Origin of the sequence: Rickettsia monacensis (genome assembly GCF_000499665.2) — a bacterium.
GTDB lineage: Bacteria > Pseudomonadota > Alphaproteobacteria > Rickettsiales > Rickettsiaceae > Rickettsia > Rickettsia tamurae.
The window spans coordinates 975,536-989,855 of sequence record NZ_LN794217.1 but is presented as its reverse complement, the minus strand read 5'-3'; the positions used below and the strand labels follow the sequence as shown (position 1 = coordinate 989,855).

Here is a 14,320-nt window from a genome sequence, read left to right as displayed (position 1 = left end):
TAACAAACTCTCCTGAGATTGCTTCGTCAATTGCTATGCAATTTCCTCACAATGACGTATATCTCTTTATTTTACAATACACTCATTAGACTACCTATCTCAATATCTTCTATCACCCCACTTTTACGGTTTTTCAGCTCAACAATATTATCTGCTGCTTTTTTAGGACCGATTATAATTTGATAAGGTGAACCGATAAGATCGTGCGTAGCGAATTTACTGCCGGCACGTGCTTCGGTATCGTCATATAGTACTTCTATGTTTTGAGCAGATAGCTCTTTATAAGCTTTTGCCGCAAGCTCTACACATTTACTATCATGAATATTTAAATTAATTAGAGAAACTTTAAAAGGAGCAACGCTAGAAGGCCATATGATACCTTTCTCATCGCAATTTGCTTCTATGATAGCTGCAACTAACCTTGAAATGCCTATGCCGTAAGAACTCATTTCTACAGGAGTTAGTTTACCATGCTCGTCATTAATTAGAGCATTCATATTAACCGAATATTTTGAGCCGATATAAAAAATATGCCCCACTTCTATCCCTTTACTGCTAGTTATTTCTTGTTCAGATATAGGTAATTTATTTACGTCATGCTTTTCTTCAGCTGCCGCATACCAACTTTTAATTTCCTCTACATCGATATCAGGATTATCTTTTAATGTCTTAAATCTTTTATCGTAATAAATAGTACTTTCACCGGTTTCGGCAATTATATGAAACTCATGGCTTAAATTGCCGCCAATTGGACCGTTATCGGCAATAACAGGAATAGCAAACACGCCTAAATCCCGAAAAGTATTAATATAAGCCTGATACATTTGATTATAGGTCTTAACGGCATTTTCTTCATTTATATCAAAAGAATAAGCATCTTTCATAAGAAACTCCCGACCTCTCATAACGCCAAAACGAGGTCTAATCTCATCACGAAATTTCCATTGGATATGATAAAGATTTTTCGGCAAATCCTTATATGACTTAATATTATGACGAAAAATATCCGTAATCACATCTTCGTTAGTCGGACCGAATAGTAAAGTATTATCGTGGCGATCTTGAAATTTCAGCATTTCTTTACCGTAATTATCAAAACGTCCCGATTCTATCCATAAATGTGCCGGTTGAATGCAAGGCATTAGAACTTCCAAAGCTCCTGCTTTATTCATATTTAAGCGTACTATATTCTCGATATTCTTCAATAGTTTTAAGCCGAGCGGAAGCCATGTATAAATCCCTGCCGCTTGCTGCCTAATCATTCCGCTTCTAAGCATTAATTTATGCGAAGTTACCTGAGCTTCACTTGGCTCTTCTTTTAAAACAGGTAAAAAATATTTTGATAATAACATAGAATTTTTTTAGTTTAATATATTTTTCCGTCATTGCGAAGAAAAATTGAAAATTTTGACGAAGCAATCTCGTGCCAAAGTCCTGAGATTGTCACGCTCCTTTCAGTCGCTCGCAATGACGACCCGACTATCCAATCCATACAACGCCAGCAGGATGACAACAAAAACAATATTTTACCTTTTCGAGGTAAGGTTTAAAAACTCATGGCGATATTTCTGCTGCTCCGCAAATATACCTGTACAATGCATAGTGTTCATTACGCTGTTATCTTGCATCACTCCACGCATCGACATACAACTATGCAAGGCAGAAATCTTAACGGCAACGCCAAGCGGCTTTAAATTCTCCTGTACGCTTTCTGCTATTTGTACCGTCATTTTTTCTTGAATTTGTAGTCTTCTAGCAAAAATATTTACTATTCGTGCTAGCTTACTTATACCAATAATACAATTATCAGGAATATAAGCTATATATACCGTACCATTAAAAGGTAACATATGATGTTCACAAAAAGAGGTAAATTTTATGCCTTCCAGCGAGATAAAGTCCTGAAAATTACAAGTATCGTAAAATTTGGTACTTAATATTTCAGCTATATCTTTTTCATAACCGGAAAATATCTCTTCATAGCTATTAATTACTCTCTCGGGAGTTTTAAGTAACCCTTCTCTATTAGGATCTTCACCAATGAATTTTAGTAATGTTCTTACTGCTTCTTTAGCTTCTTCTCTAGTTGGTTTACTCATGTTCTAGTTTTATACTTTTAAAAAACATTACTTTAACACAAATATATAAAAACATCAAGCCACCTACTATAGCAATAAGCCCTCCTCCGCCCATCATTCCCATTAATAGCTTAGCTGACATCGGCATTACGCTATTTGAGTCTTTCCGCATAACACCGTAACCACCGGCGAGTGCTAGTCCCAGTATGTGCAGAATCTGCCCGAATGTTAGGAGGTAGATTACAATGTCATCCCGAGGCTTGACCACGGGATCCAGCTTTTCTTTGTTTTTTTTGGATCCCGTGGTCAAGCCTCGGGATGACATTGTTATTTTTAGACACTATAATACCCAAATAACTATACCCCATACAAGCAATGCTAATCCCTACTATAGACCCGTGATAATGAGCAGGGATTACTACATTTATACCTGAGATATTCATTGCTATAAGTCCGCCAAGTAGGAATAAAGTAATGGAGCAGAGTAAGATGGTTTTGATGATAGAATATGTCATGCCTGCGTAAGCAGGAATCCATTCTTTTTTTTCTGGATTCCCGCCTTCGCGGGAATGACATAATGGGCGGGGATGACATAAAAATACCAACTCAAACCCCATACCGACCAAACATAAAACAGGAGCAAGACCGCCTAGATATTTCATATGATTTGTATAGAATTCTTTGAAGGCTCCATCGATAATGTCATAAGACGCATGACCGAATATAGCAATAATGCCGAAAATAAAATTTAAATAAAGTAAGAAAAGATAGAATTTTTGAAATTTCAATTCTCTAGCTATTAACTCTCTAAATAAACTAACCCAAATAAATATTAATATTTGAGTATATATAAATTGTAGTAAATGACCTCCGCTCCAAAAAAGTAATTCATAATAAAATTCTATCTCGATAGGAATAATTTGGATAATGTTTTGCAAACCATTATAAGACCATCCAAAACAAACAAAGCTTAAAATAAACATTATAATAGTCGATAATACGGTAAAATTAACTAGACTATTTAAGTTCATCCAATCGAAGAAATATAAAATATTTATAGCATATAATAGTAGCGTAACGCCAAATAAGCTTAACCCCAAAATAAATACGATATTTTCAAGCATCGGTATATAATTATTCATCACCGGATTATGTCCTGCTATTGGGGAGATGGCTATAAGTATCGTGCTTAGGAAAGCAAGTTTGCACAGTATGTCATTCCCGCGAAAGCGGGAATCCAGAAAAAATATACTGGATTCCCGCTTTCGCGGGAATGACATAGACCAAACACTAGCCGTAACGGACAACAACCAAACTAATACCGATAAATTAACATGAATAATTAAAGCAGATTTGAAAATATGAGGATTTGGAAAAAAGCTTGATAATTGCGGGGTACGTAATACCACCAAAATAATTGAATATAAACCTGCAAACCCCAAGGATAAAATACCAAGCTTAAGCCAAGAGATAGTTAAGCTATTATTTTGTGATTGATTGGTAGAATTCATAACTACAGGTAAATATTAAATATAATCTACAAATAGCTCACGGTATTTAAATAAGCAATATTTTTTTATTTGCTTTAGAAGTTAACATACGATAACCCCGATTATGGATAAGGAATAGAGAGGAAGGAAGGTTACAAGAGTTATTAAACCTTATATAAATAGGGCACTGAAGGAATAAAATAAAGGTTTAATAACATGTGTAAATATACTACAATATTTTGTATAGTAGATAAATTTTGTAAAATTTATGAGAAATGGGTAAAACATCAATTGCTGAAAAGTAATAAGCAAAGATTTAGAGAAGGTAAGCTTTCCTTAAGTGAAGAACTCTCAATAATGATTTTTACCATTTTAGTGCATATAAACATTTAAAAGCTTATTACCAAAACTTTATTATTAATGGTAATTTGTTCAGGAATCCACCTTGTTATGAGAGATTTGTTCAGCTTATTCCTTCATTATTTCTGCCATTGATTGTGATGTTACATTACTTAAGTGGGAAAAGAACGGGAATTTATTATGCAGATTCCACACATTTTGCAGTATGTAAAAATATCAGAATTAATTCTAACAGAACTTTTAATAATCTTGCAAAAAGGGGACGTAGAATACCAAAAGGATCTACATATTTTGTATCTACTAAATATAAATTTTTTTCTTTCAACCAGCTATTTAACCCCGATTATGGATAAGAAATACATGGTTTATTAGGTTTAAGTTGGTAAGCAATAAGAGCAGAGAATAGAGAAGTAAAAAAATTAATAGGTGATCGATGTCTGGAAGGAGTAATATTAAAATTCTCTTTTATGTAGCCAAAAATGGTTTCGATAATGAATCTCTTCCTTAAAAGGATTTTATCCAAAAGAGGTAATAAATAGTTTTTCATATCCTTTCTTATTCCGGTAATTTTTATTAAACCTTGCTTATAAAGTTTTGTAAACATTTTTTCTGAAATAAACCCCTTATCATCATAACACTTACCTTTTAGACCTTTTTTGATAACCATTGCTTCAAATGCAATTCTGTCATCAACATTACCTTTGGTAATTTTAACAGCAATAATTTCTCCCTTATCATTGATTATCATATGAAGCTTGAATCCAAAAAACCAATCGACAGAACTACGTCCCATTTTTGCAAGATTATTAAAAGTTCTGTTAGAATTAATTCTGATATTTTTACATACTGCAAAATGTGTGGAATCTGCATAATAAATTCCCGTTCTTTTCCCACTTAAGTAATGTAACATCACAATCAATGGCAGAAATAATGAAGGAATAAGCTGAACAAATCTCTCATAACAAGGTGGATTCCTGAACAAATTACCATTAATAATAAAGTTTTGGTAATAAGCTTTTAAATGTTTATATGCACTAAAATGGTAAAAATCATTATTGAGAGTTCTTCACTTAAGGAAAGCTTACCTTCTCTAAATCTTTGCTTATTACTTTTCAGCAATTGATGTTTTACCCATTTCTCATAAATTTTACAAAATTTATCTACTATACAAAATATTGTAGTATATTTACACATGTTATTAAACCTTTATTTTATTCCTTCAGTGCCCTATTTATATAAGGTTTAATAACTCTTGCAACCTTCCTTCCTCTCTATTCCTTATCCATAATCGGGGTTAACTTACAGATATTACATGCAACATTTGAATTTTAATCCATTTTTTATATTATTTTAAGATCTCATAACCACAATAAAGAATTCAGAATATCTTAATAATCCTTCACCCCACAATCACTTTCAGCTTCTCTATAGTTTTTGGATCTTTTGCGAGTTCTAAAAATATTTCCCGCTCATAGGCAAGTAGCTCTTCTTCATTCGTTTCATTTCAGTTGCTAAATTTATTTTAGGCAAAGTAATTTTATGAGGAACAGGCAATATCTTTTTAGGTAGGTTTAATTTTAAAGCTTCATCTAAAATATAATGCTTGTTCATATTTACGTGCATATTCTATACATCATAATCTGCTTTAAAGTAATCTGCCAAGCTTGTTTTATTCTGCTATATAATATTTCTGATATTTTTAATTAGTTTAGTTTTATCTCCTCTAGTTCGAGCAAAAATTTCGGTAACACCGACCCATCTCGGTATTAAACCGACACCAAGTTCTACAAGTCCTGCGTTAAGTTCTTGATTTCCTATAATAAAGCTTGAGTGTAGTAATAGCTCACATCCACCTCCAAGGGCCACACCAAGACCACAGCTAATAACATGTGTAGAGGAATATTTTAAGTGGAACATGGTTTGCTGTACAAACTCTTCTAATGCTTTGGTATCTATTTTTGCTTGCCTTTCTTTTTCAAGCAAGTCTTTCTTATTTTCATAATTTCCTATTGATGTTTTTAAACTATTTATTTTATCTTTGTGTCGCTCCATACGCACTAAATTAGCATCTCCTTCACCTATTACATTAGCTCCTCCCCCATAAGCACCCCCCCTGCTACCAAACCGCCTATAATACCGCCTACAGAGCTTGCTTGTGCTACTAAAGATACCGTCTCTAAGGTAGTATCTCGTATTACTTTTAAAATCTCTTTAGTTCTAGTTGTATTTAATTTTTCAGGTTCAACTTTTTCTTGGTAAATTTTAGGTAATTGAGTATCCAAGAAATTTTTAAGTTCAGGGCTATCTTTTGCTTTATCTATTTGAGTAGTAACTACTAACTCTGCTTGCTTCACATAATTAGCTTTAATATTTTCTAAAGTTTTTTTCTTTCTATCTAAACGCTTATCTTCTTTTACTTCTAAAGTTTCTTTTCCAACATTGTAAGCAACAGCTGATAAAGAAAGTGCAGCAAACCCAACCCGACGGGAGTGGGATTAAGGACTAACGATACTGCGACGCCGCCAATTCTAGCCGCACGTCTTACTGCTTTACTACCTAATGTTTTATATGTTTTCTCTAGAACATTTGCTGCAGTTTCACCACCGGGTAGTGTCCTGATTTTATTTAATGCCTTATCGGCTAAACCGGGACTTGGGGAACCTTTTTCTTTAATTTTTGTACCTTGCTGAAGTTTATCAACCGGATCATAAGCTTTTGCTACTTTTTCTCCGACATTAACTACTCCGTCTGCTATATGAGTAAGATCATGGGTAATGGCAACTTTACTAACTCCCTTTACTACTTCTACAGCTACACCACCTACACCAATTCCGGCACGAACAACTCTAGCACCGTAAAGTGCCGTATCCTCTTTCAGCGTTCTTTTTCCTGCTGGCTTATTTTGCGATTGCCGTTCCTGTGGAGACTCAGAAGCTTTTGTTTGTGCTGCTTCTAAAGGCTCCACTCTTTCAGGGGTATTTATTGAAGATTTAAGCTTATTATCTTCTGCTGCATTTTTTATTCCTTCTTCAGGAGTATTAATAGATGATTTACTGCTTAAATTTTCTTTACTCATGAATGCTCTCTAACTTTTTTAGGTATTAACACTCCTATGTAATACAGTGGCTTGACCACGGTATCCAGTAAAAACGTCAAAGAATACACGCTATAAGTTGTTTTTCTAGATACCGTGGTCAAGCCACTGTATGACAACAAAAACTAACATCTTATCGTCTTCCCATCGCATAGCTAGTAATCAAGTTTTTTATAGGTTTAAAATTACTTATCACCTTAAACCCTATTTGTCTTATACATCTTAAATTTTTGGAATAATTTGAGAAAATATTATTTAACTCATCAGTCAACTTATACATAATAAAATTATCGTCTTGCCTTAGCTTTTGATATTCTTGTAATGTACCATTATTACTAACGATTATGCTCAAAGTCTCTATATCTTTTATACCTTGATTAAGCCCTTGTCCGGCGAGCGGATGTATTGTGTGGGCAGTATCTGCAATAAGAACTATACGGTTATGAAAATATCTATTTGCTATACGGGCTTTTAACGGGAAGCTACTAATCTCGCTATCAATAGTAATTTTACCTAAGGAATTACCGGCATTTCTTTGAGTTAAAAACCTGACTTCTTCTATATGAAAATTAACAATTAAAGCAGCTTGACTAGCAGAAGTTGACCATATTACGGAAGAGCTATATTGATCTTTTAAAGGTAACAAAGCAAAAGGACCAAGCGGCAAAAAATGCTCCATAGCACAATTTTCATGCGGCTTTTCATGCTTAATATTAAATGTAAGAGCTGTTTGATAAGGTTTTTCAATTTCATTAGCGAAATAATGAGATCTTACTTTTGAATTTACTCCGTCACATATAATTAATAAATTACATTTAATTTGTTTATCATCAAATTTTATAATTGAATAATCACTATGACTTATAACTTCTTGATATTCATCATTATCAATTAAGGTTATCAACGGATTATTAGTTACTTTTGACAATAATATTTTTTTAAAATCGCTATTCTTAACCACATATCCAAGTACAGCATCATCATTTCGTAAGTCTAATATCTCTGAAGCCTTATTATCTACTACATATACGTCTTGCATTTCTGCCACAAACTTCTTAAGCTCTTCCCATATATCAATAGAGAATAAGAAATTTTTAGAATGCGGCGTTAAAGCAGTAGTTCTTATATCTTTAAAAAACTCCGGGCTTTTTACCGATTTACTCTCGAATATAGTAGTTTTTATACCCTTTTGTGCAAAAGAAAGTGCCGTGAGCATGCTGCTCAAACCACATCCTAAGATTATCGTATCAATCTGCTTTGTTTTCATTCGATTCATTTATGAAATATTTTAAATAACCGTTTGTGGCTATAAAGCTTAAAAGAAAATAAATAATTGCTATATCTAAATATGAACTATTTCCTGAGTATAAACCTAAACAGCAAATAAATAAACTCGCTAAAGTCGTGAAGCTATTTAAAATCAATAAATTTGTAAAAATATCCGTTTTTCTGATAAATAGGTAGGTTATTAAGCAAATAAATAATGAAATAATAATTAAAAAGATGTTAAGCATAATTTTTTAAATCGGTTTTTCCGTCATTACGAGGAAAAACTGTAAGTTTTGACGAAGCAATTCAGTAAAATGATTTTTCTGGATTGCCACGCTCCCTACGGTCGCTCGCAATGACGATTTCGGTATCAACACACCACTCATTATATATAATCATTTATAACACTACAAACTGCAAATAAAATTCCTTAAATAATTTTAATATTATGTAATCTTAGCCAACCTTTACACTATAAATAGCTATTGTGACAAAAATGTTATAAAAAAATGTTGCTTTCTTTTACATTTGGCATTAACGTATATATTTAGGTTTTGATTAATATTTTTAAGGTAAATTGTAATGTCACAACTAGATGTTTTAATAGTAGACGATGAAGAGAGTATACGAAATCTCATTGCTGCAAATTTGAAAGATGAAGGTTTTAACCCTAAGGTTGCCGCTAATAGTACTCAAGCCCTTAAAATACTTTCCGAAAAACCGGTCTCTGCAGTTATACTTGATATTTGGCTTCAAGGAAGCGAAATTGATGGGCTTGGGATTTTAGAGATAATTAAAAAACGCTATCCTTTAATGCCGGTAATAATTATTAGCGGTCATGGCACTATAGAAACAGCTGTAAATGCTATAAAAATGGGGGCTTACGATTATATAGAAAAACCGTTTAATAATGATAAATTAGTTATTTTACTTAAAAGAGCTTGTGAAGTAACGAAATTAAAACGTGAAAATATAGATTTAAAATCAAAGGTTATAGATAAAACTGAATTAGTAGGCGGCTGTTCGGTAACTTTAAAATATAAAATGGAAATAGAAAAGGCAGCTAGCTCTAGCAGTCGTATAATGATTCACGGTAAAGTCGGTAGCGGTAAAGAACTTGCAGCAAGGTTAATTCATAAACAATCTAAAAGGGTTAATAATCCGTTCATTATTTTCAGCCCTACCTGTATGACTACAGAAAAAATTAATCAAGAATTATTCGGCGAATCGGAAAAGCAGGAAAATAATAATAAACGCCCTACTATCTTAGAATTCGCCAATAACGGTACTTTATATATAGATGAGGTCAGTAATATTCCTATTCCTATCCAGGTAAAATTATTAAAATTCCTTAAAGATCAAACTATTACAAAACCTTGCGGAAAAAATATTAAAGTTGATATAAAAATTATTACCGGCACTTCTAAAAATATCCAAGATGAAGTTAATAACGGCAAATTCCTAGAAGATCTATATTATCGTCTTAATGTATCCTCTCTAAAAGTACCTTCATTATATGAAAGGAAAGAAGACATACCGCTACTCGTTAAATATTTTGTTAAGCAACTTTCAAAATTTTCAGGTTTAAAAGAGCGTAGCTTTGCGGATGAAACTATTGCAGCTCTTCAATCCTATGAATGGCCAGGCAATATTAGACAATTACGTAACGTTGTTGAATGGACTTTAATTATGAATCCGTTAACTACAAGCAATAATGAAATTATCAAACCTTATATGATACCTTCGGAAATATTAGCCAATAGTGCTAATCTCACAAAACTTGAAGATAGCTTTGATATGTTATCTATGCCACTTAGAGAAGCTAGGGAAGTTTTTGAACGTCAATATCTATCGGCACAAATGAGTCGTTTTAATAATAATATTTCAAAAACATCCTTATTTGTCGGTATGGAAAGATCGGCTTTGCATCGTAAATTAAAATTATTAAGCTTACATATACCTCCTACAAATAGAATAAATGAAGAAGAATATGAGGAAGCAAATGCTTAAAGTCGTATCGATAATTACTATTTATTTGTTATTAGGCAGCTGTTCCGAATCTACTCGTGATGCAAATGGATTACTTACAGATAGCCAAAGCACGGTAATTCGAAATTATATAATATCGCAAAATTCTAAAAACCTTAAAGTGAACCTTAAAGAGAAGTTCGGTTCAAATTTAAAAGGAGTAAAATTAATAGGAGTAAAGCTAATAAATGAAGATTTATCAGGAATAGATTTAACTTCCTGCGAAATATTACGTGCTGATTTTGCAGGTAGTAATTTAGAAAAAGCTATACTTACAAATGCTATAATTCAAGAAAGTAATTTTGCAGATTCGGTAATAAAAAATATTTCCGGATATAATTCCGATTTTCAAGGTTCAATTTTTAACAATATAACATTACAAAATACAAATTTCGTTCAATCAAATTTTAGTGATACTGCTTTTAATAAAACTACTATAATAAATGTCAACTTTGAAAATTCTAAATTTAGTCATGTATTATGGAGCAATAATACTATCGACGGTGTTAATTTTCAAAAAGCTAACCTAAAGAATAATAGCTTTAAAAATACTAATATAACAAATTCAATATTTTACGGTACGGACTTAGAAAAAAGTGTAATAAATAATACCAATTTTACTAATAATTATTTTGAATCTAGCGACCTAAGTCAAACTAAATTAACAGCAGTAATAATTAAGGATTCCAACTTCACACAAAGTATTTTTAATGAAGTAAACTTTAATAACGTACAAAGTAATAACTCTTTCTTTTCATACGCTTCCTTTCAAGATTCAACATTACAAAATATTAGCCTTACTAAATGTGATTTACAAAATAGCACAATTAGTAGTTCAGTTTTAAATCATTTTAAAATCGATAATGCTATATTAAATAATATGAGTCTAAACGATAATAAATTTAATAATTTATCAATAAAAAATAGTAATGCTAATTTTGTAAGGATTAATAAAACTAAAGGCTTAAATATTACTTTAGATAATATTAGTTATACTAATATTGTTTTTAGCAATAATGATTTTAAAAAATTTATAGTGATTAATACTGACTTAAACAGCAGTGAAATAATAAACTCAAATATAACTAACGGGCAATTTAATAATGTAAATTTTTCTAAATCTTTAATACAAAACGTAAATTTTTCAGATGTTAAAATTACTTTAGGTAATTTAAACCAAGTAGCTCTAATAAATTCTAATCTAACAAATACTACGGTTATTAACTCCGTCCTTTCTAATTCACAAATAAATAATATTAACTACCAAGCATATTCCGGTTTTATTAATACTAACGTTTTTAATAATATTATTTTAAATAGCGATAATTCGAGTAAAATTCCACCAAATAATATAGTAATAAGTTCGGTAAAAGATTTGCAAAAAATAACTAACTTAACAAATATAAATTTAACAAATCTTGACTTAAGTAGTTTAGTATTTAATGGAGTAGATTTTTCAAATAATATCTTTAAAAATACTAATTTAACAAATACGGTAATAAAAAACTCTATTCTAAAAGAAGCTAATTTTTCTTCTGCAATACTTACTAAAACAGATTTCTCAAACTCAATATTAACAGATAGCATATTTAAATCAGCTAAAATTGATCAGGCGGGCTTTAGTAACTCTGACCTAACAAATGCCGATTTTACCGAAGCAACAATTAAAGATACTTCATTTGATAAAGCTAAGACAAGCGGAATGAAAGGGGTGGATAATCTTTAAATACCTTGATCCCTATATGAACATTCAGTATGTCATTCCCGCATGGATCAATTACACCGCTGTCATTCCGCGACTTGATCGCGGAATCCAGTTAAAAATACTAATAATTTTAGTATTTTTTATTGTTTTTGGATACCGTGGTCAAGCCACGGTATAGCTAGACCATAGGAAATAGGTACAGTTAAATAAACTTTAGTACGTGTTCTACAGCCATACTGATATCTTTGAATTGCCCCGTAACTTTTCTTATTTCGTTCTTAATCTTAAACCAATAATGTTCTATAGGATTTAAGTCTGGGCTATATGTAGGTAAGAATAAAATTCTGCACCCAACCGACTCGATTAATTCTCTTATTATATTATTCTTATGGAAGTTGATATTATCCATAATTACTGTTTGTCCAGGATGTAATTCTTTAGTTAATATAGTCTCTACATAGGTTGTAAATATTTCTTTATTACAATTTCCTTCAAATATTACTGGCGCTATAATTTGATTATTACGAAGCCCCGCTATCATACTGATCCTGGATTTATGTTGATACACTTTGTTTCCATAACATCTAGTACCTTTTATACTCCATCCATATTCTCTACAAACATTATCTTCTATTCCTGACTCATCAATGAATACTAGAGTTTCTTTAGAAATTTGCTGTATCTTTTCTATAAATTCATTCCTTAAACCAATATCCCTTTTGGGATGAAGATGACTTTTTTTTATAAGTGTAGCCTAGTAGTTTTCTATAGTAATTTATTCTAGTTCTTTGTAATCTATTACCTAGTATAATACTTAATTCTTTAGCTGTTTTATCATGATTATTAGATAATTAATTCTTCAAATTCTTTGAGATTTATTTTTGCATTATAACCCTTTGCTGGACCATAAGGTTTTGCTTTTATATCTCCTGTTTCCCATTTAAGAGTTTTCCATCTATATATAGTGTTACGACCTATATTGAATATTTTACATGCTTTAACAATTGAGAGCCCATCATCTAGAGCTTTGAATAGTTTCATTCTTAAATCGTAACTGTAACTGCTTGCCATAATTTATTTTATTATTTATAACATATATATTAGCATAGTATGTACCTACTTACTATGGTCTAGCTATATGACACCGAATCCATTTTTTGATCCACACGAACAATACCCCGCAGGAATGACATAGAATTTACCTTTGGTTGCTCTTTGAAGATTTTCCTTTATTAGTAGGTGTATTAGAGGGTGTAAATGAATTTTTATTTATAAAAGCAGTAGGACTTTGCTTCTTCATTCTATTGATAATTTGTTGTTGTTTAAGATTATTTATCTTTTGTTTTCCGGCTATCCTTATAGATTTAGTAATTTTGGCAGTTTCTACAAATATTTCCTTAGGAGTTTGTAGCTGATCAATTCGCTCATAATGTTTTTTAAGAAACTCTTCTTTTATCTTTGGCTTTACTCCTTTCAAATCAACATATGTTTTATATAACTTCTTTAATTTTATTTTAGATTCTTTTATTTTTTGTTTGGAAGATTTTTGAGGAAATGATTTAATCGAATTAACAAGACTACTAACTATTTCTTTTATAATATTAACTGCAGGCGAAGCTATTTTCTTTATTCCTTCATAAATTTTACCTAACCCACTAGCGATAACATCTAATATTTTAGGCTCATATTCTTTAGATATAGAGGGTATATCCCTAATAATATCTCTAGCTTCAGTTAGATTATTAGCTAAATGAAATAATGCTTTTTTCTCTTCTAGCTCGGTAGATCGATTAGCATATAAACTAGCTATATCTGCCTGAGCATCTATAGTATCGGTAATTATTGATTTAGTATCATTAAAAGAAAGATCTATAGGTGTCTTTTTTTGCGTTATAGGACTATCTTCTCTTAATTTATCTAGCCTATCACGTATTGCTTGGTCTTTTTGATCATTGAGGCTTTTACTTTTTTGTTCTAGTTTAAGCTCAGATTGCATCTGCTCAATTAGATCGTCTACTTCATTACCGAATTTTTTTGTGGGGGTATAAGGTCTATCTTGGAGCTTTGCAAACCTTTCTTCTAATTCTTCAAGTGTTGGAGGAGTGCCTTTAAGTTTTGCTAGTCTTTCTTCTAATTCTTTTATTATTTGATCGTCCTGCTTTTTCTTAGACATATATACCTCTATAATAATTCCTAGGTTTTGTGAAGAAAATTAATAAGATTCTTGAGAGGATAGTTGTTCCTATTTCAAAAAAATCTTATGATTTACAGCAAAAAATAGCAAAAATAGACTAAT

At 31.4% G+C, this 14,320-nt stretch carries 10 protein-coding genes and 6 pseudogenes; 3 read left to right on the top strand and 13 right to left on the bottom strand.

Annotation, left to right across the window (positions count from 1 at the left end; translation table 11 throughout):
• Window positions 1-71: 71 nt before the first annotated feature.
• The 4 genes and pseudogenes from proS to RMONA_RS11505 all read right to left on the bottom strand — a co-directional run.
• Window positions 72-1,352: a proline--tRNA ligase gene (proS, locus tag RMONA_RS05220; protein ID WP_023508264.1), complete on the bottom strand. Its 1,281-nt coding sequence runs from the start codon at window positions 1,350-1,352 to the stop codon at window positions 72-74.
• 174 nt (window positions 1,353-1,526) lie between these two features.
• Entirely contained in the window at window positions 1,527-2,099 is a 573-nt protein-coding gene (gene folE / locus RMONA_RS05215) for a GTP cyclohydrolase I FolE (protein WP_023508265.1), read from the bottom strand.
• Window positions 2,092-2,250, bottom strand: coding sequence for a hypothetical protein (locus RMONA_RS10440; protein ID WP_242402878.1), 159 nt, complete (start codon window positions 2,248-2,250; stop codon window positions 2,092-2,094). The genes folE and RMONA_RS10440 overlap by 8 nt, the downstream gene beginning before the upstream one ends.
• 168 nt (window positions 2,251-2,418) lie before the next feature.
• Window positions 2,419-3,589: pseudogene (locus RMONA_RS11505) on the bottom strand (hypothetical protein); the annotation flags it as partial.
• Window positions 3,590-4,068: 479 nt separating this feature from the next.
• On the opposite strand from RMONA_RS11505, the gene RMONA_RS05205 reads away from it, so the two are divergent.
• Window positions 4,069-4,281 carry a transposase gene (locus RMONA_RS05205; RefSeq protein WP_046058398.1) on the top strand — a complete coding sequence of 71 codons (213 nt, stop codon included), beginning with the start codon at window positions 4,069-4,071 and terminating at the stop codon, window positions 4,279-4,281.
• Here the strand turns inward: RMONA_RS05205 and RMONA_RS05200 are convergent.
• From RMONA_RS05200 to RMONA_RS05165, 7 genes and pseudogenes are all read right to left on the bottom strand, one after another.
• Window positions 4,272-4,961: pseudogene (locus RMONA_RS05200) on the bottom strand (IS982 family transposase); the annotation flags it as partial. The gene RMONA_RS05205 and the pseudogene RMONA_RS05200 overlap by 10 nt on opposite strands.
• A gap of 366 nt (window positions 4,962-5,327) precedes the next feature.
• Window positions 5,328-5,935, bottom strand: a pseudogene (locus RMONA_RS11265) (Clp protease/crotonase-like domain-containing protein); the annotation flags it as partial.
• A 74-nt stretch (window positions 5,936-6,009) separates the two neighbouring features.
• Window positions 6,010-6,282, bottom strand: coding sequence for a hypothetical protein (locus RMONA_RS05185; protein WP_023508271.1), 273 nt, complete (start codon window positions 6,280-6,282; stop codon window positions 6,010-6,012).
• Between the two features lie 27 nt (window positions 6,283-6,309).
• A pseudogene (locus tag RMONA_RS11260) lies at window positions 6,310-6,602 on the bottom strand (hypothetical protein); the annotation flags it as partial.
• Between the two features lie 200 nt (window positions 6,603-6,802).
• Window positions 6,803-7,004, bottom strand: a pseudogene (locus tag RMONA_RS09680) (2-octaprenyl-6-methoxyphenyl hydroxylase).
• 151 nt (window positions 7,005-7,155) lie between these two features.
• Window positions 7,156-8,298 (bottom strand): 2-octaprenyl-6-methoxyphenyl hydroxylase, encoded by a 1,143-nt coding sequence (gene ubiH / locus RMONA_RS05170; RefSeq protein ID WP_037231837.1) that lies wholly within the window; start codon window positions 8,296-8,298, stop codon window positions 7,156-7,158.
• On the bottom strand, window positions 8,270-8,536 hold the full coding sequence (locus tag RMONA_RS05165; protein ID WP_008580390.1) for a monovalent cation/H+ antiporter complex subunit F: 267 nt from the start codon (window positions 8,534-8,536) through the stop codon (window positions 8,270-8,272). The genes ubiH and RMONA_RS05165 overlap by 29 nt, the downstream gene beginning before the upstream one ends.
• A gap of 337 nt (window positions 8,537-8,873) precedes the next feature.
• On the opposite strand from RMONA_RS05165, the gene RMONA_RS05160 reads away from it, so the two are divergent.
• Together RMONA_RS05160 and RMONA_RS05155 are read left to right on the top strand one after the other, a co-directional pair.
• Window positions 8,874-10,301: a sigma-54-dependent transcriptional regulator gene (locus RMONA_RS05160; RefSeq protein ID WP_023508274.1), complete on the top strand. Its 1,428-nt coding sequence runs from the start codon at window positions 8,874-8,876 to the stop codon at window positions 10,299-10,301.
• Entirely contained in the window at window positions 10,294-12,045 is a 1,752-nt protein-coding gene (locus tag RMONA_RS05155; RefSeq protein WP_023508275.1) for a pentapeptide repeat-containing protein, read from the top strand. The genes RMONA_RS05160 and RMONA_RS05155 overlap by 8 nt, the downstream gene beginning before the upstream one ends.
• A gap of 181 nt (window positions 12,046-12,226) precedes the next feature.
• Here the strand turns inward: RMONA_RS05155 and RMONA_RS08560 are convergent.
• Window positions 12,227-13,095 (bottom strand): annotated as a pseudogene (locus RMONA_RS08560) (IS630 family transposase).
• A gap of 127 nt (window positions 13,096-13,222) precedes the next feature.
• Window positions 13,223-14,197, bottom strand: coding sequence for a hypothetical protein (locus RMONA_RS05140; RefSeq protein ID WP_023508277.1), 975 nt, complete (start codon window positions 14,195-14,197; stop codon window positions 13,223-13,225).
• Window positions 14,198-14,320: the final 123 nt, after the last annotated feature.